General features: G+C 65.7%; 27 protein-coding genes. 13 read left to right on the top strand and 14 right to left on the bottom strand.

The window, feature by feature from the left end:
* Positions 1-152: 152 nt before the first annotated feature.
* Both AB3G45_RS16260 and AB3G45_RS16255 read right to left on the bottom strand, forming a co-directional pair.
* Complete coding sequence (locus AB3G45_RS16260; RefSeq protein WP_367831561.1) at positions 153-326, bottom strand: hypothetical protein; 174 nt, start codon at positions 324-326, stop codon at positions 153-155.
* The gene (locus tag AB3G45_RS16255) at positions 314-439 is read right to left on the bottom strand and encodes a hypothetical protein (RefSeq protein WP_367831560.1); all 126 of its coding nucleotides are present in this window, start codon (positions 437-439) and stop codon (positions 314-316) included. The genes AB3G45_RS16260 and AB3G45_RS16255 overlap by 13 nt, the downstream gene beginning before the upstream one ends.
* Positions 440-688: 249 nt before the next feature.
* Here AB3G45_RS16255 and coaD point away from each other — a divergent pair, with 249 nt between their 5' ends.
* From coaD to tgt, 6 genes are all read left to right on the top strand, one after another.
* On the top strand, positions 689-1,183 hold the full coding sequence (gene coaD, locus AB3G45_RS16250) for a pantetheine-phosphate adenylyltransferase (RefSeq protein ID WP_367831559.1): 495 nt from the start codon (positions 689-691) through the stop codon (positions 1,181-1,183).
* Between the two features lie 33 nt (positions 1,184-1,216).
* Positions 1,217-1,786 (top strand): peptidylprolyl isomerase, encoded by a 570-nt coding sequence (locus AB3G45_RS16245; protein ID WP_367831558.1) that lies wholly within the window; start codon positions 1,217-1,219, stop codon positions 1,784-1,786.
* Positions 1,787-1,867: 81 nt separating this feature from the next.
* On the top strand, positions 1,868-2,383 hold the full coding sequence (locus AB3G45_RS16240) for a peptidylprolyl isomerase (RefSeq protein ID WP_367831557.1): 516 nt from the start codon (positions 1,868-1,870) through the stop codon (positions 2,381-2,383).
* A gap of 79 nt (positions 2,384-2,462) precedes the next feature.
* Positions 2,463-2,912: a DMT family transporter gene (locus AB3G45_RS16235; RefSeq protein WP_367831556.1), complete on the top strand. Its 450-nt coding sequence runs from the start codon at positions 2,463-2,465 to the stop codon at positions 2,910-2,912.
* A gap of 8 nt (positions 2,913-2,920) precedes the next feature.
* The gene (gene queA, locus AB3G45_RS16230) at positions 2,921-3,988 is read left to right on the top strand and encodes a tRNA preQ1(34) S-adenosylmethionine ribosyltransferase-isomerase QueA (protein ID WP_367831555.1); all 1,068 of its coding nucleotides are present in this window, start codon (positions 2,921-2,923) and stop codon (positions 3,986-3,988) included.
* Positions 3,985-5,115 (top strand): tRNA guanosine(34) transglycosylase Tgt, encoded by a 1,131-nt coding sequence (tgt, locus tag AB3G45_RS16225; protein ID WP_367831554.1) that lies wholly within the window; start codon positions 3,985-3,987, stop codon positions 5,113-5,115. Before queA ends, tgt begins: the two co-directional genes overlap by 4 nt.
* Before the next feature lie 24 nt (positions 5,116-5,139).
* Here the strand turns inward: tgt and AB3G45_RS16220 are convergent, their stop codons facing one another.
* Both AB3G45_RS16220 and AB3G45_RS16215 read right to left on the bottom strand, forming a co-directional pair.
* On the bottom strand, positions 5,140-5,550 hold the full coding sequence (locus tag AB3G45_RS16220) for a DUF4864 domain-containing protein (RefSeq protein WP_367833601.1): 411 nt from the start codon (positions 5,548-5,550) through the stop codon (positions 5,140-5,142).
* Between the two features lie 66 nt (positions 5,551-5,616).
* On the bottom strand, positions 5,617-6,144 hold the full coding sequence (locus AB3G45_RS16215) for a GNAT family N-acetyltransferase (protein ID WP_367831553.1): 528 nt from the start codon (positions 6,142-6,144) through the stop codon (positions 5,617-5,619).
* A gap of 267 nt (positions 6,145-6,411) precedes the next feature.
* Between AB3G45_RS16215 and AB3G45_RS16210 the strand changes: the two genes are divergently transcribed.
* Positions 6,412-7,356, top strand: coding sequence for a phosphoribosylaminoimidazolesuccinocarboxamide synthase (locus tag AB3G45_RS16210; RefSeq protein WP_367833600.1), 945 nt, complete (start codon positions 6,412-6,414; stop codon positions 7,354-7,356).
* On the opposite strand, the gene AB3G45_RS16205 is transcribed toward AB3G45_RS16210, so the two are convergent.
* The 8 genes from AB3G45_RS16205 to AB3G45_RS16170 form a co-directional block, all read right to left on the bottom strand.
* The gene (locus AB3G45_RS16205; RefSeq protein ID WP_367831552.1) at positions 7,344-8,171 is read right to left on the bottom strand and encodes an MBL fold metallo-hydrolase; all 828 of its coding nucleotides are present in this window, start codon (positions 8,169-8,171) and stop codon (positions 7,344-7,346) included. The two genes, AB3G45_RS16210 and AB3G45_RS16205, sit on opposite strands and share 13 nt — an antisense overlap.
* Positions 8,172-8,173: 2 nt before the next feature.
* Positions 8,174-8,953 carry a TatD family hydrolase gene (locus tag AB3G45_RS16200; RefSeq protein ID WP_367831551.1) on the bottom strand — a complete coding sequence of 260 codons (780 nt, stop codon included), beginning with the start codon at positions 8,951-8,953 and terminating at the stop codon, positions 8,174-8,176.
* Positions 8,954-10,504, bottom strand: a complete 1,551-nt coding sequence (gene metG, locus AB3G45_RS16195) for a methionine--tRNA ligase (protein ID WP_367831550.1) — start codon at positions 10,502-10,504, stop codon at positions 8,954-8,956. It lies immediately after the preceding gene.
* 80 nt (positions 10,505-10,584) lie between these two features.
* Entirely contained in the window at positions 10,585-11,616 is a 1,032-nt protein-coding gene (locus AB3G45_RS16190; protein WP_367831549.1) for a DNA polymerase III subunit delta', read from the bottom strand.
* Entirely contained in the window at positions 11,613-12,296 is a 684-nt protein-coding gene (gene tmk / locus AB3G45_RS16185; RefSeq protein ID WP_367831548.1) for a dTMP kinase, read from the bottom strand. Before tmk ends, AB3G45_RS16190 begins: the two co-directional genes overlap by 4 nt.
* A 98-nt stretch (positions 12,297-12,394) precedes the next feature.
* Positions 12,395-13,558, bottom strand: a complete 1,164-nt coding sequence (locus AB3G45_RS16180) for a D-alanyl-D-alanine carboxypeptidase family protein (protein WP_367831547.1) — start codon at positions 13,556-13,558, stop codon at positions 12,395-12,397.
* 70 nt (positions 13,559-13,628) lie between these two features.
* Positions 13,629-14,645 (bottom strand): septal ring lytic transglycosylase RlpA family protein, encoded by a 1,017-nt coding sequence (locus AB3G45_RS16175; RefSeq protein ID WP_367831546.1) that lies wholly within the window; start codon positions 14,643-14,645, stop codon positions 13,629-13,631.
* Positions 14,646-14,803: 158 nt separating this feature from the next.
* Positions 14,804-15,052, bottom strand: coding sequence for a hypothetical protein (locus AB3G45_RS16170; RefSeq protein WP_367831545.1), 249 nt, complete (start codon positions 15,050-15,052; stop codon positions 14,804-14,806).
* Between the two features lie 218 nt (positions 15,053-15,270).
* Between AB3G45_RS16170 and AB3G45_RS16165 the strand changes: the two genes are divergently transcribed.
* The 3 genes from AB3G45_RS16165 to AB3G45_RS16155 all read left to right on the top strand — a co-directional run bounded on the left by AB3G45_RS16165 (position 15,271) and on the right by AB3G45_RS16155 (position 18,041).
* Positions 15,271-16,059 carry a hypothetical protein gene (locus AB3G45_RS16165; RefSeq protein ID WP_367831544.1) on the top strand — a complete coding sequence of 263 codons (789 nt, stop codon included), beginning with the start codon at positions 15,271-15,273 and terminating at the stop codon, positions 16,057-16,059.
* A 77-nt stretch (positions 16,060-16,136) separates the two neighbouring features.
* The gene (locus AB3G45_RS16160) at positions 16,137-17,606 is read left to right on the top strand and encodes a D-alanyl-D-alanine carboxypeptidase (RefSeq protein WP_367831543.1); all 1,470 of its coding nucleotides are present in this window, start codon (positions 16,137-16,139) and stop codon (positions 17,604-17,606) included.
* Positions 17,607-17,768: 162 nt separating this feature from the next.
* Positions 17,769-18,041 (top strand): hypothetical protein, encoded by a 273-nt coding sequence (locus AB3G45_RS16155; RefSeq protein WP_367833599.1) that lies wholly within the window; start codon positions 17,769-17,771, stop codon positions 18,039-18,041.
* A 58-nt stretch (positions 18,042-18,099) separates the two neighbouring features.
* Here the strand turns inward: AB3G45_RS16155 and AB3G45_RS16150 are convergent, their stop codons facing one another.
* Complete coding sequence (locus AB3G45_RS16150) at positions 18,100-18,537, bottom strand: DUF1489 family protein (protein ID WP_367831542.1); 438 nt, start codon at positions 18,535-18,537, stop codon at positions 18,100-18,102.
* A 76-nt stretch (positions 18,538-18,613) separates the two neighbouring features.
* Positions 18,614-20,014, bottom strand: a complete 1,401-nt coding sequence (locus AB3G45_RS16145) for an L-serine ammonia-lyase (RefSeq protein ID WP_367831541.1) — start codon at positions 20,012-20,014, stop codon at positions 18,614-18,616.
* 575 nt (positions 20,015-20,589) lie between these two features.
* Between AB3G45_RS16145 and AB3G45_RS16140 the strand changes: the two genes are divergently transcribed.
* The 3 genes from AB3G45_RS16140 to AB3G45_RS16130 all read left to right on the top strand — a co-directional run bounded on the left by AB3G45_RS16140 (position 20,590) and on the right by AB3G45_RS16130 (position 22,873).
* Positions 20,590-21,279, top strand: a complete 690-nt coding sequence (locus tag AB3G45_RS16140; RefSeq protein ID WP_367831540.1) for a DUF599 domain-containing protein — start codon at positions 20,590-20,592, stop codon at positions 21,277-21,279.
* Between the two features lie 96 nt (positions 21,280-21,375).
* Positions 21,376-22,395: a heparan-alpha-glucosaminide N-acetyltransferase gene (locus tag AB3G45_RS16135; RefSeq protein WP_367831539.1), complete on the top strand. Its 1,020-nt coding sequence runs from the start codon at positions 21,376-21,378 to the stop codon at positions 22,393-22,395.
* A gap of 4 nt (positions 22,396-22,399) precedes the next feature.
* Positions 22,400-22,873, top strand: coding sequence for an isoprenylcysteine carboxylmethyltransferase family protein (locus AB3G45_RS16130; RefSeq protein WP_367831538.1), 474 nt, complete (start codon positions 22,400-22,402; stop codon positions 22,871-22,873).
* Positions 22,874-22,880: the final 7 nt, after the last annotated feature.

The following is a 22,880-nucleotide window of genomic DNA, read 5'->3' as shown; positions in this document are numbered from 1 at the left end:
TCTTCTGAAGACGAAAAAGCCGGACGGGCAGGGAACGACCGTCCGGCTTTTCATTTGTGCGGGCAGCCCGGAGGAAAGGCTACCCGCTCTGACGGCGGCATACGTGCTGCGGCAGCCATGCGCGGAGGGGCGCTTGCCGCAGGGAGACGTTCTCAGACGCCGAAGCCGCCTGCTTGGGTTTTCAGCCTGGCCGCCTTCAGGGCGGCGCGATCCCGTTTCAGATCCAGGATCGTGTGCGCGAAGTCGAAGGTGAAGACGACGCTGATGAAGAGCGTGAAGACGATGGTGAGCGCGGCCATGGTGCCATACCCGCTCAGTGCAGCCACTTGCCGCGCCCGGCGATCTTCGGCGCTGCCGGGCGATCCTCTTCCCGCAACGCATGGATCGTTGCGGCGGTAAGGGCGATGAACATCGTCATGCAGAGTAGAGCCAGAGCCATTTTCGTGTTCCTTCAAGCCAGAGGAAACGCATTACTTGTTTCAGTGTATTCGACGGGGAGAATGCGCGGACGCGTCTTTTGTTCCCGGCTTCGATGCTGCCATTTAGACATGCCGCGCCTGAAATGGTCTTGAACGGCCCGTTCATGCCGCGTTCATGTTCTTGGCAGGGGACAGTGCGGGTTGCGACAGGCCGCGCCCTTGCGGAAAGGGGCCGTCCGTGACAAAAGGCGGCAAACGGGACCCTGCCGATGACAGTCGCCTTCTACCCTGGCTCTTTCGATCCGATCACCAACGGCCATATCGACGTCCTGGTGCAGGCGCTGAACGTGGCGCCGAAGGTCATCGTCGCGATCGGCATCCATCCCGGCAAGACACCGCTCTTCTCCTTCGAGGAGCGCGCGGACCTCATCCGCCGATCGATCGCCGAGGCGCTGCCGGCGCGGGCAGGGGATGTCAGCGTCGTCTCCTTCTCCAATCTCGTCGTCGATGCCGCGCGCGAGCACGGCGCGCGCCTGCTCATCCGCGGCCTGCGCGACGGCACGGATCTCGACTATGAAATGCAGATGGCCGGCATGAACCGCCAGATGGCGAGCGACGTGCAGACCGTCTTCCTGCCGGCGGGCGTCGCCTCGCGGCCCATTACCGCCACATTGGTCCGCCAGATCGCGGCCATGGGCGGCGATGTCGGCGCCTTCGTCCCCGCGCCCGTCTTCACGGCGCTGAAAGCCCGCAAGACGCGCTGAGCCCATCATCCTGAACCCCCTTAGGGAGCTATCATGAACATCCTCCGTTTCGCCTTTGCAGGAGCCCTGTTCCTTGCCGCCACGACGAGCGCCGTCGTTGCCCAAGCGGCCGAATTCATCACGATCCAGCTCAAGGACGGCCCCGTCGTCGTCGAACTGAACGACCAGGTGGCGCCCAAGCATGTCGAGCGCATCAAGGCGCTGGCCGCCGCCGGCGAATATGACAATGTCGCCTTCCACCGCGTCATCGAAGGCTTCATGGCGCAGACCGGCGACGTGCAGTACGGCGACATGGAAGACGGCTTCCAGCCCGATGCGGCCGGCACGGGCGGCTCCAGCCAGCCGGACCTGCCGCAGGAATTCTCCAACGTGCCCTTCGAGCGCGGCACGGTCGGCATGGCCCGGTCGCAGGACCCGAACTCGGCCAATTCGCAGTTCTTCATCATGTTCGCCCCCGGCGACTTCCTGAACGGCCAGTACACGGTCGTCGGCAAGGTCGTTTCCGGCATGGAGAATGTCGACAAGATCAAGCGCGGCGACGAAGCCAATAACGGCGCGGTCACCGATCCCGATCGGATGATCAAGGTCACCGTAGGCAAGTAGTTCACTTTTCGGTGTGTCGCCCGTTGTAATCGCAGAACGGCGACACACTTTCTGCACAACCGCCTTTGAAGGAGAAAGACCATGGCCGAGATCAAGGATCCGGAAAACACCATCATCATGGAGACCACGAAGGGCAAGGTGGTCATCCAGCTTCTTCCGGATCTCGCACCGGGCCACGTCGCGCGCGTCAAGGAACTGACGCGCGAAGGCGCCTATGACGGCGTCGTCTTCCACCGCGTCATCGAGGACTTCATGGCCCAGACGGGCGACGTGCAGTACGGCAAGACCGGCGGCAAGGACTTCAACCCGGCCCGCGCCGGCATGGGCGGCTCGGAAAAGCCGGACCTCAAGGCCGAGTTCTCCAACATGAGCCATGTGCGCGGCACCTGCTCGATGGCCCGCAGCCAGATGCCGAACTCGGCAAACTCGCAGTTCTTCATCTGCTTCACCGACGCCCCCTGGCTCAACAAGCAGTATTCCGTCTGGGGCCAGGTCGTCGAAGGCATGGAGAACATCGACAAGATCAAGCGCGGCGAGCCGGTGCGCGATCCCGACACCATCGTCTCGATGAAGGTTGCCGCCGACGCGGCCGCCTGATAGAGAACCTTCGTTTTCGACCGCGCTCGCCCCGGCGGGCGCGGTTTTTCTTTGAGCGCTTTTCAAGAGACGACGTCATATGGCTGCTTTCCTCTGGGCGCTGCTCGGCATTGCGGCAGGCGCGTGCATCGCCATCCAGGCCCCCATCAACGCGCTGCTGGGCCGGGGGCTCGCCATGCCGGTCGCGGCCGCCTGCGTCTCGTTCTTCGCCGGCGCGCTCGTCCTCGCTCTTGTCGTCTTCGCCACCGCCGCCTTCGAGGGCCGGGCGCCCGACTGGCGCGGCCCGGATGCCTGGGTCTATTTCGCCGGCGGTGCGCTCGGCACGGTCTATGTGACGACCGCCATCTACCTGACGCCGCGCATCGGCGCTGCCGCCGTCATGGCCTTCGCCGTCTCCGGGCAGCTTCTCGCCGGCATCCTGCTCGATCGCATCGGCTTCCTCGGCATGGCCGTGCGGGAAATCTCCGTCGGCCGCATCGCCGGCGCCGTGCTGCTTGTCGGCGGCGCGCTCATGATCCGCTTCACCTGAGCCCGCCCATGCGCGTCGACCTCTTCGATTTCGATCTGCCGGAAGAAAACATCGCGCTGCGCCCGGTAACGCCGCGTGAGGCGGCAAGGCTGCTCGTCGTTCAACCGGGCAGGGACGCACCCTACGAGGACCGCACCGTCGGCGACCTGCCGTCGCTGCTGCGCCCCGGCGACGCGCTGGTCTTCAACGACACGCGGGTCATCCCGGCCCAGCTCGAGGGCATCCGCCACCGCGAGGGCGCGGGCGGCCAGAAGGTTTCTGCAACGCTGCACATGCGCATCGCCGGCGATCGCTGGAAGGCCTTTGCCAGGCCCGGCAAGCGCATCAAGCTGGGTGACCGCATCGCCTTCGGCGCGGCGGAAGCGCTTTCGGCGACCGTCGAGCAGAAAGGCGAGGGCGGCGAGGTCACCCTGCATTTCGACGCCTCCGGTCCCGATCTCGACCGGGCCATCGCCGCCGTCGGCCATATCCCGCTGCCGCCCTACATCGCCTCCAAGCGCGAGGACGACGAGGCGGACCGCCGAGACTACCAGACGATCTATGCCCGCGAGGAGGGCGCCGTCGCGGCGCCGACGGCGGGCCTGCATTTCACCGGCACGCTCTTCGAAACGCTCGACGTGCTCGGCGTCGAGCGGCATTTCGTGACGCTGCATGTCGGCGCCGGCACCTTCCTGCCGGTGAAGGCGGACGATACGACCGACCACGTCATGCACGAGGAGATCGGCTACGTCTCCGTGGAGACCGCCGCCGCGCTCAACACTGTGCGGGCGAGGGGCGGGCGCATCGTCTCCGTCGGCACGACCTCGCTGCGCCTCCTCGAAAGCGCCGCCGGCGAAGACGGCACGATCAAGCCGTGGTCCGGCGCGACGGGCATCTTCATCACCCCCGGCTACCGCTTCCGCACGGCCGACATGCTGATGACCAATTTCCACCTGCCGAAATCGACGCTCTTCATGCTCGTCTCCGCCTTTTCGGGCCTGGAGACGATGCGCGGCGCCTATGCCCATGCGATCGCTGCCGGCTACCGCTTCTATTCCTACGGCGACTCCAGCCTGCTTTTCCGGAACGACCGATGACCGAGACCTTCCAGTTCAAGCTCCTCGCCACCGACGGCAAGGCCCGTCGCGGCGAGGTTTCCATGCCGCGCGGCGTGATCCGCACGCCGGCCTTCATGCCGGTCGGCACGGTCGGCACGGTCAAGGCGATGTATCTCGACCAGGTGCGCGACCTCGGCGCCGACATCATCCTCGGCAACACCTATCACCTGATGCTGCGCCCCGGCCCGGAGCGCGTCGCGCGCCTCGGCGGCCTGCATGAGCTCATCCGCTGGCCGCATCCGATCCTCACCGATTCGGGCGGCTTCCAGGTCATGTCGCTGTCGGGCCTGCGCAAGCTCGACGAGCAGGGCGTCACCTTCAAGAGCCATATCGACGGCGCGCTGCACCACATGTCGCCGGAGCGCTCGATCGAGATCCAGGGCCTGCTCGACAGCGATATCCAGATGCAGCTCGACGAATGCGTGGCCCTGCCGGCCTCGCCGAAGGAGATCGAGCGCGCCATGGAAATGTCGCTGCGCTGGGCCGAGCGCTGCAGGGTGGCCTTCGGCGACCAGCCCGGCAAGGCGATGTTCGGCATCGTGCAGGGCGGCGACATTTCGCATCTGCGCGTGCGCTCGGCCGAGGCGCTCGCCGGGATGAACCTCAAGGGCTACGCTATCGGCGGCCTTGCCGTCGGAGAGCCGCAGGAGGTCATGCTCGACATGATCGACACGACCGTGCCGCACATGCCGGCCGGGAAGCCGCGCTACCTGATGGGCGTCGGCACGCCGGACGACATCATAAAATCCGTCGCCCGCGGCATCGACATGTTCGACTGCGTGATGCCGACCCGCTCCGGCCGTCATGGCCTCGCCTTCACGCGCCGCGGCCGCATCAACCTGCGCAACGCGCGCCACGCCGAGGACATGCGCCCGCTCGACGAGGAATCGTCCTGCCCGGCCGCCCGCGACTATTCGCGCGCCTACCTGCACCACCTCATCCGCGCCAACGAATCGCTCGGCGGCATGCTGCTCACCTGGAACAACCTCTCCTACTACCAGGACCTGATGGCCGGCATCCGCAAGGCGATCGACGAGGGGCGCTTTGCCGATATCATGGCGGAGACGCAGGAGAACTGGGCGAGGGGCGATCTTGCCCCTCTCTGAGGGCGTCTTCCGTGCTTGGGGTGGTCAGATCTCCGGCCCCGGCGCGGTGCGCACCATGTGCACGCCGTTGATCTTGTAGCTGCCGTCCGGCTGCTTCACGACCTGGTAGAGCGCCGTCCAGTCCTTGCCGTCCGGCCCCGAGATCAGCACTTCCTGCACGACCATGCCGTCCGCGACCTTCGCGCGGCCGAAGGCGAAATTGCCCGGCCGGTAAACGGGCGCATAGCCCTTCTTCACCATGTCGAAAAAGGCGTCCTCGGTCGGGAATTTTCCACGGATGGTCGGCGAGGCGAAGGAATAGGCGGTCTTCGCGTCGTCGTTCAGGAAAGCGGTGATCTGGCTCTGGATGATGCCCTGAACCGTCTCGACGGGTTCCGCCGACCGGGCGGCGCAGGGCGGGGCCAGCGAAACGCAAAGGAACACGGCGGCAAGCATTTTCATGGCGCACACTCCGTTTCGGCCGGCGCCAGAATAGCATGGGCGCACGAAAAGGCCGATGCCTTACGCCGGAGCCTTGCGGAAGAGGACGATATCGCTTCCCAGATAGGTCGAGCGGGCGAATTCGCGGAACCCGTGCTGCTCGGCAAGGCGAATGGAGGCCGCGTTGGCGGGGTCGATGATGCAGGTCACCGGCAGGCCGCCGTGGTTGGCTTCCGCCCAGGGCAGCATGGCGCGCAACGCCTCGCTGGCATAGCCGCGGCCGTGGAAGCCCGGAAGCAGGCCCCAGCCGGCCTCCAGCGTGTCCTCGATACGGGGCGTCATATCGCGGCGCATCTCATGGAACCCGGCTTCGCCGATGAGCTGGCCGGACCTCTTTTCGGTGATCGCCCAGAAGCCGAAGTTCATGACGCTCCACATGCCGATCTGGCGCAGCAGGCGCGTCCACGACTGTTCGCGCGACAGCGGCACGCCGCCGATATAGCGCACGACCTCGGGCATCGCCCACATCGTCGTCATGGCTTCGAGATCGTCGGCGCGAAAGCCGCGCAGGACGAGACGGTCGGTTTCAAGAACGGGGATATCGGGCATCGGGATCGTGGCGGAATGAAAAGCGGCTGGGCGGGTGAGGGATACCTTACTACGCTTCGGGCGAAACCGTCGATATGTCGCACTTGGAAATAGAATGTACCCGGTACAAAGCAAAAGTCGCATAAGATAGATTATGGAACATGGCGATGATTGCAACATGCCCCGAACCCTCCGAAAGTCCGGTTTGCGCCTTGACCCTTTACCATCCCTGGCCTTAAGCGGAACGGCAGATGAAACCAACAGCGAAAGCCTGTCCCGATGAGCGAGTTGCGCATTCTCTCCGACGCCCATATCCCGGAACTGCCGAACCGCTACAACGGCAAGGTCCGCGAGAACTACGACCTTGCGGACGGCAGCCGCGTCATCATCGCGACGGACCGGCTCAGCGCCTTCGACGTCATCCTCACCGCCATTCCCTTCAAGGGCCAGGTGCTGACCCAGACGGCGCGCTACTGGTTCGAGGAGACCGCCGACATCTGCTCGAACCATGTCATTTCCTATCCGGACCCGAATGTCGTCATCGGCACGCGGCTCGATATCCTGCCGGTCGAGATCGTCGTGCGCGGCTATCTCGCCGGCACGACCAGCACCTCGATCCTGACGAAATACCGCAAGGGCGAGCGCGAAATGTACGGCATGACGCTGCCCGACGGCCTGAAGGACAACGAAAAGCTGCCCGAGCCGATCATCACGCCAACCAGCAAAGCCTTCGACGGCGGCCATGACGAACCGCTTTCGGGTGCCGAGATCCTCGCGCAGGGCCTGCTGACGGCCGAGCAATGGGAAACGGTGTCGCGCTATGCGCTGGCGCTGTTTGCGCGCGGACAGGCCCGCGCGGCCGAGCGCGGGCTGATCCTCGTCGACACCAAATACGAGTTCGGCACGGATACGGACGGCCGCATCGTGCTGGCCGACGAGATCCACACGCCGGATTCGAGCCGCTACTGGATCGCCGACAGCTACGAGCAGAGTTTTGCGACGGGCGGTCGCCCGGCAAGCTTCGACAAGGATTTCGTCCGCGCCTGGGTCACCGAGCGCTGCGACCCCTACAAGGACCCGATCCCGGAAATCCCGCGCGACCTCGTCGAGCAGACCTCGAAGGTCTATATCCAGGCCTATGAGCAGATCACCGGCAAGACGTTCACGCCCGATCTTTCGGGCGCGACGGTGCTGGACCGCATCCGGGAAAATCTGAAACCCTATTTCGCCTGATCGTCCGCAAGGACGATCTCGAAGCTGAGCCCGTCAAACGCCGGTTCCACATGAGCCGGCGTTTCCCTTTGCACCGTGTCGTAGTCGAGCGGCACATGCATATGGGTGAGGATGGCGCGCGCCGGCTTCAGCCGCTCGATCCATTCCAGCGCCTGGCTGAGCGACAGGTGGCTGGAATGGAAGCGGTATTGCAGCGCGTCGACGATCAGCATGTCGAGCCCTTCGAGCCGCTCGACGGTTTCCTCCGGGAAGTCGCTGATATCGCTGCAATAGGCGACGTTTCCGATGCGGAAGCCGAGCGAATGGATGGAGCCGTGCACCTGGAGGAGGGGTTGGAAGGTGATCGCGCCCCCTCGCCCGTCGATCGTCAGCGGCGCGTCCATCGGCTCGATCAGGTTTTCCGTCACGATGGGCGGATACATGCTGCCCGGCGGCGTCTTCAGGCAGTAGCCGAACCCCTCGCGGATGCGCTCCATCGTCGCCGGATCGGCCCAGATCGGCACCTGCCTGTGGTTCTGCAGCACGAAGCCGCGGATATCGTCTATGCCGTGGATATGGTCGGCATGGGCGTGCGTATAGAGCACCGCATCGATGGCCTCGACGCCCGCGGCGATCATCTGCGTGCGGAAATCCGGCCCCGTGTCGATGACGACGGTCGTCGTGCCCTGCGGGCCGATCTGCTCGACGAGGAAGGCGGCGCGGGTGCGGCGGTTCTTCGGGTTGGCCGGATCGCAGGCGCCCCAGTCGCCGGTGATGCGCGGCACGCCGGGCGACGAGCCGCAGCCGAGAATGGTGAAGCGCCGCGTGCAGGCCACGGCTACACCCGCGGCATCTTCGAGAAGATGCGGAAGGCGTTTTCGGTGGTGATGCGGGCGATCTCGTCTTGGCCGATGCCGACGGTCTCGGCCAGCACCGCGGCGGTGTGCGCCACATAGGCCGGTTCGTTGCGCTTGCCCCGGTAGGGTTTCGGCGCAAGGTAGGGCGCGTCGGTCTCGACCAGCATGCGCGCCAGCGGCACGGTTTTGGCGATCTCGCGCAGCTCTTCCGATTTCGGGAAGGTCAGGATGCCGGAGAAGGAGACGTAACCGCCGAGCGCCACGCCGGTTCGGGCAAGCTCCGGGCCGGAGGAAAAGCAGTGCAGCAGGAAGGGGAAGGCCCCCTTCCCCGTTTCCTCGGTCAGGATCGCCGCCATGTCCTCGTCCGCCGAGCGGCTGTGAATGACGAGCGGCAGACCGGTTTCCCGCGCGGCGGCGATGTGGTTGCGAAGGCCGATGGCCTGCGCCTCGCGCGGCGCATTGTCGTAGAAATAATCGAGCCCCGCCTCGCCGATCGCCACGACGCGCGGGTGCTTGGAAAGCTCGACCAGTTCCGAGACCGGGATGTCGAGCTCCTCGTCCGCATTGTGCGGATGCGTGCCGACCGAGCAGAAGACGGACGGATATTTCTCCGCGATCGCCAGGATCGTCGGAAACTTTTTCACCCGGGTCGAGATGGTGATCATCTGCTTCACCCCGGCAGCGTGCGCCCGCGCGACGATGGCGTCGCGCTCCGCTTCGAAGTCGGGGAAATCCAGATGGCAGTGCGTGTCGATCAGCATTTACGCCTCGGGTGCGACATAGCGCGGGAAGACCGGGCTCGGCGCTTCCAGCGGCGTGCCGCTGACGAGACGACCGGCTTGGCCGAGCGCCGCGAAATCGCGCTTTTCGACGGGCGCGGCGACGAGATCGAGCAGCTTGCGGCCGGATTTCGGCATGAAGGGCTGCAAGAGGATTGCGATCTGCCGCACGACTTCCGCCGTCACGTAGAGCACGGTGCCCATGCGCACGGGATCGGTCTTCTTCAGCGCCCAGGGCGCCTCGCCGGCGAAATAGCGGTCGGCCTCGGAGACGACGGCGATGATCGCGGCAAGCGCCTTGTGGATCTGCTGCTTGCCCATCTCTTCGCGCGTCAGCGCATGCAGCGCATCGACGGAGGCGAGCATGGCGCTGTCGGCCTCGGAAAGCGCGCCGCACTCCGGCACCTTGCCGTCGCAGTTTTTCACGATCATCGACAGCGAGCGGCTGGCGAGATTGCCGATGCCGTTGGCGAGGTCGGAGTTGATGCGGGTCGCGATGCCCTCCTCGCTATAGCTGCCGTCCTGGCCGAAGGAGACCTCGCGCAGGAAGAAGTAGCGGATCGGATCGAGGCCGAAATGGTTGACGAGGTTGACCGGGTCGACCACGTTGCCGAGCGACTTCGACATCTTCTCGCCCTTGTTGAGCAGGAAGCCGTGGGCGAAGACGCGGCCCGGCAGCGGCAGGCCCGCCGACATGAGGAAGGCCGGCCAGTAGACGGCGTGGAAGCGGATGATGTCCTTGCCGATGATGTGGATGTTCGCCGGCCAGTATCTGGCGCGCTGTCCCTCGGGATCGGTGAGATAGCCGGTCGCGGTGATGTAGTTGGTCAGTGCGTCGACCCAGACATACATGACATGCGCCGGATCGTCCGGAACCGGAATGCCCCAGTCGAAGGTGGTGCGCGAGACCGACAGGTCCTTCAGGCCCGATTTGACGAAGGAGATCACTTCGTTGCGGCGCTCGGCCGGGCCGATGAAATCCGGATTGTCCTCGTAGTGCTTCAGCAGCCTGTCCTGGTAGGCGGAGAGGCGGAAGAAGTAGCTCTCCTCCTCCACCCATTCGACGGGCGTGCCCTGCGGGCCGTAGCGCACGCCGTCGTCGCGCTTCTCCGTCTCGTTCTCCTGGTAATAAGCCTCGTCGCGCACCGAGTACCAGCCGGCATAGCCGCCCTTGTAGATATCGCCGTTTGCGGCCATGCGGCGCCAGATCTCGGCGCAGGCCTCGTAATGGCGCTCTTCCGTCGTGCGGATGAAGTCATCGTTCGAAGCATTAAGAAGGACGGCCATATCCTTGAATTCTTTTGAATTCCGATCTGCGAGTTCGCGCGGCGAAATGCCTTCCTTCTTCGCCGTCTGCTGCATCTTCTGGCCATGCTCGTCCGTGCCGGTCAGGAAGAACACGTCGCGCCCGTCGAGCCGCTGGTAGCGCGCCATGGCATCCGTCGCGATCAGCTCGTAGGCATGGCCGATATGCGGCTTGCCGTTCGGATAGGAAATGGCGGTCGTGATGTAGAAACGGTTCGTGTCGGTCATGGCGGGTGCATTCTGTCTTCGGTTGTGCAATGCCGCAAGGTATTAGACCATGCGGGCGGCAAGGGAAACAGCAAGTTCACTTAAAGCGCGGCGCGGATGTCGTCGAGCACCGTGATGATCGTCTGCTTGCGATCGAGATTGTAGCCGGTCGCAATCGCGATGCGCTCGCCGAGCTGCGCGGAGAGCTGGGCGAGGCGGTCGGCGCGGGAAAGGTCGCCGGCAAGGGCCGCCGCACGCGCGGCATCCGTCACGAAATCCGTGGCATGCTGGCAGAAGAAGGAGAAGACCGTGTCGCTGTCCCTGGCCGACAGTACGTCGGCGAGCTTGTGCACGTCGCGGCGCGGCGGCTCGCCCGGTGCTTCCACTATGCCGCGGAAGGCCTCCACGATATCGAAGCCGCCGTAATTGGTGAGCTTGAGGGCTTCGGAGACGCTGCCGCGGGCGGCCGAAAGCACCTCCCCTGCCCGCGGGCCGCCCGGTGCGGCGCCGAGACTGTCGAGGGCGGCCGCAAGGTCGTCCCGCGACAACGGCGACAGGGGGAGCGGCAGGCAGCGCGAGCGGATGGTCGGCAGGAGCTTTCCGGGGGCATGCGTGAGCACAAGGAAGAGCGAGCGCTTCGGTGGCTCCTCCAGGATCTTCAGGATGGCGTTGGCGGCATTGCGGTTGAGGTCGTCGGCTGGGTCGATGATGACGATGCGCCAGTTGCCCGTGCCCGATGTCTGAGCCAGGAATTTTCCGGCCTTGCGCACCTCGTCGACCGTGATGAAGGCCTTCACCTTGCCGGTCTTCTCGTCGACCGGGCGGGCGAGGTGCAGGAGATTGTGCGAGGCGCCGGCGGCGAGCTGCCGGGTGATCGGCGAGGCGGGCGACGGGTCGGCGATGGTCTCCGGCGCCTCGGCGGGTTCAGGGTGATGGAGGACGTGGTTGGCGAAGCGGAAGGCGAGCGTCGCCTTGCCGATGCCGTTCGGCCCCTCGATCAGGATGGCATGGTGCCCCTTGCCCGAGCGATAGGAGCGCGCGAGAAAGTTCTCCGCCTCGGCATGGCCGAAGAGCTTCGTCTGCTCGGCGGGATGCACCGCACCGTCGAGAATGCCGGGCCGTTCCTCGCTCACGAGACGCGCTCCGGGTCCTGCCGGCCGTGGGCGGTGATGGGCAGCAGAGGCTCGACCAGCGCAAGCACCTTGGCGGCGATGGCATCCTGCGCCTGCGTGGCGTCCACGACGCGGCACCGCAGCGGTTCGCGCTCGGCAATGTCGAGAAAGGCCTCGCGGCGCTTCTCGTGGGTTTCCAGTTCCTCCTTCTCGAAACGGTCGGGCGTTTCGCTCTCGCCGGCGCCGCGCCTGCGGGCGCGCTCCAGGCCGATGGCGGCGGACAGGTCGAAGATGATCGTGCAGTCGGGCACGACGCCGTTGACGGCGACGCGCTCCAGCGCCTCGATGAAGGACGGCTCCAGATTGCCGGTAATGCCCTGGTAGACGCGGGACGAATCCATGAACCGGTCGCACAAAACGACCGTGCCGGCGGCAAGCGCCGGGCGGATGACCTCTTCGACATGGTCGCTGCGCGCGGCGGCGAAGAGCACCGCCTCCATGCGGATGCCATAGGGTTCGGCGGCGCCGGAGAGAAGGACGTGGCGCACCGCTTCGGCCCCCTTGGAGCCGCCCGGCTCGCGCGTCATCAGCACGGTGAGGCCGCGCGCACGCAAGGCTGCCGCCAGAAGCCGGATCTGCGTCGACTTTCCGGCGCCCTCGCCGCCCTCGAACGTGACAAACAAACCCGGTGCGGCCGCCAAATCCTGTTTCCGTCTTTACGCGCGATATCCGGCAGGGCCGGAATGACTCGGGACACTACTACCCCATGTTTCCGGCCGGCGAAACGCTTTTCGCCCCGTCAGATCCAGAAGAAGAACAGTTCGATCAGCGCGTCGAGCGCCCGCGCCCGCAGCGTGCCGACGCCGACGGTGCCCGCCGTTTTCACCGGCACCTCGCGCAGAAGCTGCTTGTCGTTCCAGATCTTCAGCGTGCCGACCGTCTGCCCCGGCGTGACCGGCGCGCGCACCGGCCAGTCGTAGACGACGCGCGCGACGAGACGCTGCGAATTGTCCTTCGGCAGGAAGACGTCGACCTGCTCGCCGGCGACCAGCGGCACGGTCGAGACATCGCCGCCATAGACGCTGGCATCGGCGATCGCCTCGCCCTCCTTGAACAGCGTGCGGCGCTCGAAGGAGGACAGCGCCCATTCGATGATGCGGCGGGATTCCTCGATGCGAGCCTTGTCGTTCTCCATGCCGCCCATGGCGAGTACGAGGTGCTTGCCGTCCCGGTTGACCGCCGCGACGATGGAATAGCCGCCCTCCTCCGAAAAGCCGGTGACGAAGCCCGTCACGCCGATATCCAGCGCCAGCAGCGGATTGCGGTTGCGCTGCTTGATCTTGTTCCACTCGAATTCCGGCTCGGCATAGTAGCGCATGTGCTGCGGATAGGCCGTCTGAAGGTGCCGGGCGAGCGTGACCATCTCGCGCATCGTCACGATGTTGCCGGGGTTCGGCAGGCCGGTGGCATTGGCGAAGGTCGATGTTTTAAGGCCGAGCGCCCTCGCCTCCACCGTCATCCGTTCTGCAAAGGCCGTTTCCGAGCCGGCAAGGCCCTCGGCGAGGATGATGCAGGCATCGTTGGCGAACTGCACCGTGACGCCGCGGATCAGGTCCTCGACGCGCGGAGTGGATTTCAGCGCAGCGAACATGGTGGAGGTGCGCGAGGGCGCCCCGCCCGTGCGCCAGGCATGTTCCGTGACGGGATAGGTCGTCTCCAGCGTCGTCTCGCCGCCCGAAAGCGCCTTGAAGACGCTCGCCATGGTCATCAGCTTGGCGAGCGAGGCGGCGGGCACGGCCTCGTCCTCGGCGCGCGCGAAGAGCACCGTTCCGGTCTCCGCCTCGATGAGGTAGACCTGCCGGGCCTTGACGTCGAAGCCGGCCTGGGGGGCGGCCGACTGGGCGAATGCAAGGCCCGCGAAGGAGACGAGAAGAACGAGGACGGTGAAAAGGCGGCGATGCATGGTGACTCCGGATGTCGTCACACTCCCACAGCCGTTCGCATTGCGCAAACGGCTTGGGGAAAGCGGGCGGTCAGCCCGCGTTGCCGGCAAGCGCCGAGAGCGGCGTCAGCCTGCCGTCGATCGTCAGGATCGCATCGAAGGCGCCGGCGGCATCGCGCACGCGCTCGTCCGCATAGGCCGCGGCATAGCTCGGATCGGCGGAAAGCTGCGGCACGAAATTGGGCCGGTCGAGCGGCAGCGGGCCGATTTCCGGCAGCATGACGAACTGTTCCATCACCTGGAAGGCGTCGGACGCGGGCGCCGTCTTGGCGAGCGCCGTCATGGTGCTTTCGGCCGGCACGGTCAGCACGCCCTCACCTTGGCCGATGCCCGGCAGCATGCTGTTGTCGGCCGAGGCCACCATGACGCCCGTGGCGATCTGGCCGCCCGGGTCGACGGCGGGCACGCGCGAGCCCTTGGTGACGTAGGAGGCCATGAGATAGGGCATGTCGTTGCCCTCGAGCGGCGCCTTGCCGACATATTGCACGCGGACCTTGGCCGTGCCGGTGCGCTTCATGTCGAGGAGATCGGCGGTCTTGGAGGAGACGTCGATCACGCGCCCCTCATGGAACGGGCCGCGGTCGTTGACGCGCACGACGACGGAGGTGCCGTTTTCCATGTTCGTCACGCGGGCATAGCTCGGCAGCGGGAAGGTCGGATGCGCGGCGGACAGATGATACTTGTCGTAGACTTCGCCGTTGGCGGTCTTGCGGCCATGGAAGGCGGAGCCGTACCAGGAGGCAAGGCCGGTCTTGTTGTAGCCGGGCTCTTCCTTCGGTTTGTACCACTTGCCGCGGACCTGGTAGGCCTTGCCGAGCTGGTAGCGGCCGCCGCCCTTGGGCACGGACTGGCCCTCTTCCACGATGCGCGGGCTCGCCTTCACGCCATATTCGGATTCGGAGAAATACTCCTTGCTGCGCACTTTCTTCTTGGGCGCGGGCGTCGTCGTCGCACAGGCCGCAAGGCCCGCGCAGATCAGCGGAATAGTCAGCAGCCGCAGGCTCTTGCCGAACCGGGTCGCATCGATCTTCGATTTTTTATGTCCCACGCCGCTATTGTCCCCGACGGTGCGCCAGCCAACTGCCTTGCCCCTTGCAAGCCGGCCGTCAATGCCACTCAGTAAATAACAGTCCGTTAATCATGCCAATAAGATGGCAAAATTGCGAATGGATGGAAACCCCGCCGCCAGCTTCCATGAATTATGGTTTATGCATGGTTAAGCCCCGGCGCCCATCCGTCTCGCGACGGCTGGGCCTGCAGCACGTCGAAAAGCTGCTCGGGGTCGCGCACGCCGTGCCGGTAGAGCGTGATGATCGACCGGGCGAGCGAGCGCGCACGCGCCTCGTCGAGGCTGGGGGTGTTCGCCGCCGTCAGGCGGGTGAAGACGCCTTGCAGGACGACGAGGTCCTGAGGCTCGAACATGCCGATATGCGTGGGGTCTCGAAGCGCGTCCATGGCTGACTCCCCTGTTGCGCATCCGGCCGGCAGAATTGCAGTCGGGTGCCGGTACCATTTTAGGAGTGGAATGCGTCAGCAACAAGTCGGGAAATCTTGGAGGGGCCAAACCCCGACCCGCGCCGGCCGCAAAGCCGATCTCAACCGAAAATTAACCCTGTTCGCACAGGGTCGAGACGGCGCAGAAAGCCGATTCCGGCCGGCCACAGGTGGACGAGATGACAGCGGCAGCAACCGGCAATGACGAACACGCCCCCCTCATCTCCCATCGCCTGCTGACGCGCCTGACGATCGGCGTCGCGGTGCTGGCCGGCCTGACGGTGGCGATCGCCGTCGCCGGCCGCGTTCTCGGCGAGCGCATCGCGCTGGCGGGGCATACGGAAAATGCCGCGCCCGTCGATATCGTCATCGGCCAGGACCAGATCCGCCTGCCCGCCAACGCGATCCGCTTCGAGGAACAGCGCCGGACGGGCCGCGCCGAGCGGGTCGACCTCTATCTCACCTGGCCGGAAATGCGGGGCTATTCCCATGCGCAGCGCAGCCGGTTCAACGATGCCGGCCATCCGGAAAGCCTGGTCTTCCTCAATCTGTCGCAGAGCACCATGTCGAAAGACATGTCCGGCCGGCTGGAGCCGATCTACAGCCACCTTTTCGGCGCGACGTTCGAGCCCGGCCCTGCCGGCCTCGTCCTGCGCCGCCTAAAGGAGAATTCCGGCTACGGCGACGAGGTGTTCTTCACCGGTCGCCTCCCCGACGGTTCCGACTACGCGGTGCGCTGCATGATGCCGGCCGACGCGGCGCGCTCGACCAGCGCCGACTGCCAGCGCGATATCCACATCGGCGAGGACCTTTCCGTGCTTTACCGTTTTTCGAGCAGACTTTTGCCGCAGTGGCAGGCCATGGAGGCGCGCGTCCGCGACTATCTCGGCCGCTCGCTCATCCGCAACGGCCGCCCCGCGTCCACCGGCTCCGGTCGGGAAAATACCGCTGATCTCGGAAACCGATGATTCATCATAAACCGATTGGTAACGCTATCCCGCTACTGTGCCGGAATTGGTCGATCGGGCGGTCGCGCCCGGGCAACATGTGCAATCCGAGAATGAAGAGTAACGTAGTGTCCCGTTCCGTATTCCTCGATTTCCTCCCCCGCTCCTGCCAGGCGGTTGCCACTGTGGCGAAAGGCTTGGTGATGATCGGAATGGTCGCCACCGTTGCCGTCGCCACCCCCGCGGAGGCCAATCCGAAATATTCCGGCATCGTCATCGACGCCAAGACGGGCAAGGTGCTCTACAGCGAGGATGCGGACGCGCTTCGGTATCCCGCCTCGCTCACCAAGATGATGACGCTTTACCTCACCTTCGAGGCGCTTGAGGCCGGCAAGATCCGGCTCGATACCCGCGTGCCCTTCTCCAAGAACGCGTCCAGCGAGCCGCCGACCAAGCTCGGCGTCGGCGTCGGCAAGTCGATCACGGTCGAGCAGGCGATGCTCGGCCTCATCACCCGCTCGGCGAACGACGCCTCCACGGCGCTCGCGGAGTTCCTCGGCGGCTCGGAAGAGCGTTTCGCCCGCATGATGACGCAGAAGGCGCGCGCCCTCGGCATGACGCGCACCGTCTATCGCAACGCCAACGGGCTTCCCAACACGGCGCAGGTGACCACCGCCCGCGACCAGGCCCGCCTCGGCATCGCGCTGCGCCAGCATTTTCCGCAATATTACGACTATTTCTCCGTCCAGAGCTTCCGCTTCGGCAAGCAGGTCATCCGCGGCCACAACCGGCTGCTCGGCACCGTGCGCGGCGTCGACGGCATCAAGACCGGCTATACCCGGGCGTCCGGCTACAATCTCGTGACCTCGGCCGTTGCCGACGGGCGCAGCGTCGTCGGCGTCGTCATCGGCGGCCGTTCGGGCGCCAGCCGCGACCAGCAGATGCGCAAGCTCATCGCCACCTACATGCCGAAGGCCTCGCGCCGCGGCGGCGGCGAACTGATCGCCGAAACGAAGGATGCGCCGACGCTGACCGCCGAAACCGCCGGCAAGGTCGCCACCGCCTCGGTTACCGGCAGCCTCGACCTGCCGGAGAACGGCCCGGTCCCGACCTATCGCTACAACGAATCCCGCATCGAGACGGCCTATGCCGCGACGTCGGCTTCCGCCTCGGAAGTCGTGGGCAAGCGGGCGCTCGCCGCGACGCTGAAGATCCAGCGCGAGGCCGCCGTGCCGCCGGAGGACCTGACGGAACAGGGCGACACGAGCGGTACGCTCGACGAACTGACCACCTCCTCCACCGTCGCATCGGAAACGATGCCCTCGGGCTGGGTCATCCAGATCGGCGCGACGCCGGACAAGGGCCAGGCACAGGACCTGCTTTCCAAGGCGAAGGACCAGGGTGGCAAGGCGCTTTCCAGCGCGCAGCCCTTCACCGTCGCCGTCAACAGCGGCAGCCAGCAGCTCTACCGCGCCCGCTTCGGCGGCTTCGACAACCAGGACCGCGCGACGGCCGCCTGCAAGGCGCTGAAGCGCAAGGGTTTCGCCTGCTGGGCCAGCCAGCAGTAAGGACGACCGGAGGCGCCGACCTCCGGCGCTCCCTGAACTACCGCCTTGCCCCAATAGCGTCACCGGACAGGTAGTGCGTCCCGGGACTGCGGAGCAAGGCAGGCGGAATGCCGCGAAGGCGGCTCTGCCATCCTCGATTGGGTAATGCGTACGAGGCAGATCATGGCGATGAACGAGAACCTGTTCGATGTCCCCCCCGCGACCGGCGCGCAAAAGCGCCGGTCGCTCAAGGGCACGCTCCACCCGCTGCACGAAGCGGCGATGCGGATTGCGGATATCGGGCTCGGCCGTTCACGCAACAGGACGAAGGATCTCGTCGGTATGCTGCTCGCCCATGGCGCCAGGGCCTGGCGCTCGGGCCAGCCGGTCGCCGGGATCCATCTCCATGTCGGCGCCAGCGAGCGCCGTCACCCGGTTCGCCTGCGCCTGCGATAAGCAATTCCAGCAAAAGCGTGAAGCGGTTTTACGTTCGGAATTGCGCAAGACAGGAAGCTTAGAGCAGGCCGAGTTCGGCGAGTTCCCGGCGCAGTTCCAACGGCAGGTCGGCCGCTCCCTCCCCCATGTTCTTCAGGTCGCGCGGCGCGTCGTCGTTCGTCAGGTAGCGCCAGCCCTGGAAGGCGCGGCGCGGCTGCAGTTCGGTCTCCACGACCTCCGGCCCGAGCACCAGCTCGCAGCGCGAGATGCCGTCGGTATCCGTGAAGGTCTTGATGTCGAGGAGCGGCTGGCGCGCCTGTACCTGGCCCTTGATCACCCAGTAGAGCGAGCCGCCCTCGAGCAACTCCCGGTCGCGCTTAGGAACCATGCGGGTGATGTGGCTCGAATGCGGTTCCATGCCGGCCGCGATCGCGATCAGCGAACGCTCGGACACCCATTCACGCAGATCGTCGATGGAATCCGCGCCGACACAGAGTTTGATGAGATGGAGGGCCATGCCCCTTTGAACGCTCTTGCGGCGGCCCGGTCAAGGGGCCGCCGTGTCGCACTCCACAGCGTTCGCCGCGAAAGCCTCAGCACTCCACCACGTTGACGGCGAGGCCGCCGGTGGAGGTTTCCTTGTACTTCTCGTTCATGTCGACGCCGGTCTGGCGCATCGTCTCGATGCAGGCGTCGAGCGGCACGAAATGCGTGCCGTCGCCCTTGATGGCGAGCGAGGCGGCCGTCACGGCCTTCACCGCGCCGAGCGCGTTGCGCTCGATGCAGGGCACCTGCACGAGGCCGGCGATGGGATCGCAGGTCATGCCGAGATGGTGTTCCAGCGCGATCTCGGCGGCATTCTCCACCTGTTCCGGTGTGCCGCCCATCACGGCGGCGAGGCCGGCGGCGGCCATGGCGGAGGCGGACCCCACCTCCCCCTGACAGCCGACCTCGGCGCCCGAGATCGAGGCATTGTGCTTGATGATGCCGCCGACGGCGGCCGCCGTCAGCAGGTAGTCGCGAATGCCGTGCTGGTCGGCATCCTCGTGGAAATGCAGGTAGTAGCGGATCGTCGCCGGCACGACGCCGGCCGCCCCGTTGGTCGGCGAGGTGACGACGCGCCCGCCCGCCGCGTTCTCCTCGTTGACGGCCATGGCGTAGACCGAGAGCCAGTCGTTGGCGAGCAGCGGGTTCGCCTTGTTGGAGCGCCACTCTTCCTGCAGCTTGTCGTGGATCGAGCGGGCGCGGCGGCGCACCTTCAGGCCGCCCGGCATGATGCCCTCGTTCTTGAGACCCCGGTCGATGCAGTTCTTCATCGCGCCCCAGATGCGGTCGAGGCCGGCATCGAGGTCGTCGCGCGACATGGTGGCTTCCTCGTTGGCGCGCTTCATCTGGGCGATGGTCATGCCAGAGCGCTCGGCCATCTCCAGCATCTGCTTGGCCGAGGCGAAGGGGAACGGCACCTTCTTGTCGCTCGCCTTGGCCTTGCTGGAGCGCATCTGCTCCAGTTCCGTATCGGTGACGACGAAGCCGCCGCCGACGGAATAGTAGATGCGCTTGAGGAGCAGCCGGTCGTCACGGTCATAGGCGGAGAAGGTCATGCCGTTGGCGTGACCGGGCAGCGGGTTCTTCTTGTCGAAGATCAGGTCGTCCTTCGGCCGGAACGCATAGCCGGGATGGCCCGGCGGCGTGATGCGGCCGGTGCGCTCCACCTCGGCGACGATGGCGTCCATGCGGTCGGGATCGACCGTGTCGGGCCGCTCGCCCATCAGGCCGAGGATGACGGCGCGGTCGGAGCCGTGGCCGACGCCGGTATAGGCGAGCGAACCGTGCAGGCTCATGCGGATCGTCGCGACCTGCGCGCCCGACGGGCGCGGCCAGTCGGCCGACAGGATCAGGTCGAGAAAGCGGTTCGCCGCCGACATCGGCCCCATCGTGTGGGAGCTCGACGGCCCGATCCCGATCTTGAAAACATCGAATACCGAAAGAAACATGTCCCGAACTTCTCCCTTGCCTTGGCAGGCGCATTGATCCTTGAAGCTACGTCATCATAAGGCGCCCGTAAGGCGATCTCCCGACATCGGGTTTTACCTGCGCGACATGTCCCTTCCAACAGGCCCTGAATCAAAAACAGCGCGCTTCACGAGGAAGCACGCTGTTCATATAAGGATTCCGGACCGGTGTTTCAGATGCCGCCGAAGAGATAGGCGATGACCAGGACGGCGCCAAAACCGAGGACTGCACGGGCGGTTACGCCCCAGCAGGATTTCTGAACGGTACTTTCCATGATTTCCCCGAATGGAAGATGTCGTCGCAGCGGCCGAAAAGGCGCTGCACGGCGCTCTGTTTAATGAAGAATTCATGAAACCGCAATCGACAAAAATGGCGAAACCAAGGCGTCCCGATCATAGGAGCCCCGCGCGGGGCGCATGACATGTCGCAAAATCAGACGGTTGGGCCGCATGGCCGCGAGGGCGGACCGCCGCCTTTTCGCCCGAGGTCTGAACGGGGCCGCAAGGCCGTCCCGGCAGCGCTTGCAAAATGCCGAATCCGTGGCACAACGCTTGCCATGAGCACACCGGATTTCGCCGCCCTCGCCATCTTCCTCCTGCTGTGGACGGGTTATTCCTGGATCACGGAACGGGCGAAGTTCCTCGACCGCGTCAGCCTCACGCGGGCGATGAGTTCGCAGCGCGCCGTGTGGATCCGCAACGCGATGCACCGCGACCTGCGCATGATCGACACGCAGATCATGGCCGGCCTGCAGAACGGCACGGCCTTCTTCGCCTCCACCTCGATCCTGGCGCTCGGCGGCTGTTTCGCGCTGCTGGGCGCCACGGAGCAGGTCTTTGCGATCTTCAGCGACCTGCCGCTGGTCTTCCAGGGCAGCCGCGCCGGCTTCGAGATGAAGGTCGGCGGCCTTGCCTGCATCTTCGGCTACGCCTTCTTCAAGTTCGGCTGGTCCTACCGGCTCTTCAACTACTGCACGATCCTGCTCGGCGCGATGCCGATGACCGGCGACATCCACAAGGACCCCGCCGGCGCCGACCTTGCCGCCGACAAGGTCATCCGCATGAACATCCTCGCGGCAAAGCATTTCAACATGGGGCTGCGCGCCATCTTCCTGTCGATCGGCTATCTCGGCTGGTTCGTCAGTCCCTATCTCTTCATCGCGACGACCGCCGGCATCATCACCGTGCTCGTGCGCCGGCAGTTCTATTCGCAGGCGCGCCTCGCCGTGCTTGAACGGATCGACTGACGACCCCCTTCCTGCGGCCACCTTTCGGCCATCCGCCCGGCGCAAGCTTGGCGTGACATTCTCCCATGGACCAAAGCAATGCGGCGACCCCGACCCATGACGACGACGGTGATTGACGGCAATGTGGCAGGAGATGGCGCGGCACCGCGCCGCCTTCCGCGCATCCCGCTGATCGACCAGCTCCGCGCCCTCGCCCTGATCGCCATGGCGGTCTACCATTTCACCTGGGACCTCGGCTTCTTCGGCTATATCGAACCGGAGACGGCGACGACCGGCGGCTGGAAGCTCTTCGCCCGGGTGATCGCCGGCTCCTTCCTGTTCCTCGCCGGCTTCAGCCTGGTGCTCGGCCACGTCCGGGGTTTTCGCGCAAAGCCTTTCCTCGTCCGCCTCGGCAAGATCGGCCTTGCGGCGGCGGCGATCACGATCGCCACCTGGTTCGCCTTCCGGGAAACCTTCATCTTCTTCGGCATCCTGCATGCCATTGCCGCGGCAAGCCTCGTCGGCCTCCTCTTCCTGCGCCTGCCGCCCTTCGTCACGCTGCTCGCCGCCGCCGCCGCCGCCGTCGCGCCGCTCTATCTGCGCGCGCCGCTCTTCGACCACCCGGCGCTCTGGTGGGTCGGGCTTTCGGTCGATATCCCGCGCTCGAACGACTATGTGCCGCTCCTGCCCTGGCTGGCGCCGGTGCTGCTCGGCATCGCGGCCGGCCGGCTCTTCGTCGCAAGCCCGCTGCCCGAACGGCTCGCAGGCTTCGGGGGGCAGGCGAACGACCGGTGGAAAAGCCTTCTGGAAACCGCCGGCCGCCACAGTCTCGCCATCTACCTTATCCACCAGCCCGTGCTGATCGCGCTGGTCTATGGCTTCTCCCTCGTCGTTCCCGCACCCGCGGCCGATCCCGTCGTTAGCTATACGAAGAGCTGCATGCGCGCCTGCCAAAACGAGCGCGGCGAGGGTTTCTGCCGGAGCTTCTGCGGCTGCACGCTGGACGGGCTGAGGCAAGAGAACCTTTTCACCGGCCTCATGCGCGGTGCGATCGATGTCACGAAGGACGAGCGCATCGCCGCGATCTCGTCGCAATGCACGATGGATGCGGAAACGAAGACCGACCCGAAGGAGTAGGATCATGAATGCCTATCGCATGAAGCCGCTCGCCTTTCCCTGGCCGCCGCTGATCTACGGCGCGGCGCTCGCGGCGGCCTTCCTGCTCCAGGCGCATTTTCCGCTCTCGGCGGCCGAGACGAACGTCTGGATCGCCCGCACGGCCGGCGGCATCCTCATCCTTGCGGCCGTCGTGCTGGATGTCTGGGCGATGCGCACGCTGCTCGACTGCCGCACGACGATCCTGCCGAACCGCTGCTCGACCTATCTCGTGACGTCGGGCCCCTATCGCTTCACCCGCAACCCGATCTATCTCGGCTATACGCTGGCCACCGCCGGCATCGGCCTTGCGGTGCTCAATCCCTGGTGCCTGGTGACCGCCATGCTCGCCGCCGCGCTGACGAGCATCGTCGCCGTCAAGCGCGAGGAACTGCACCTGCTCTCGCGCTTCGGTATCGATTTCGAACGCTATTGCAACGGGACGACGCGCTGGATCTGACGGTGCG

The organism is Shinella sp. S4-D37, assembly GCF_040812195.1.
In the GTDB taxonomy this organism is placed as follows: domain Bacteria; phylum Pseudomonadota; class Alphaproteobacteria; order Rhizobiales; family Rhizobiaceae; genus Shinella.
This window is presented reverse-complemented; position numbering and strand designations above follow the sequence as displayed.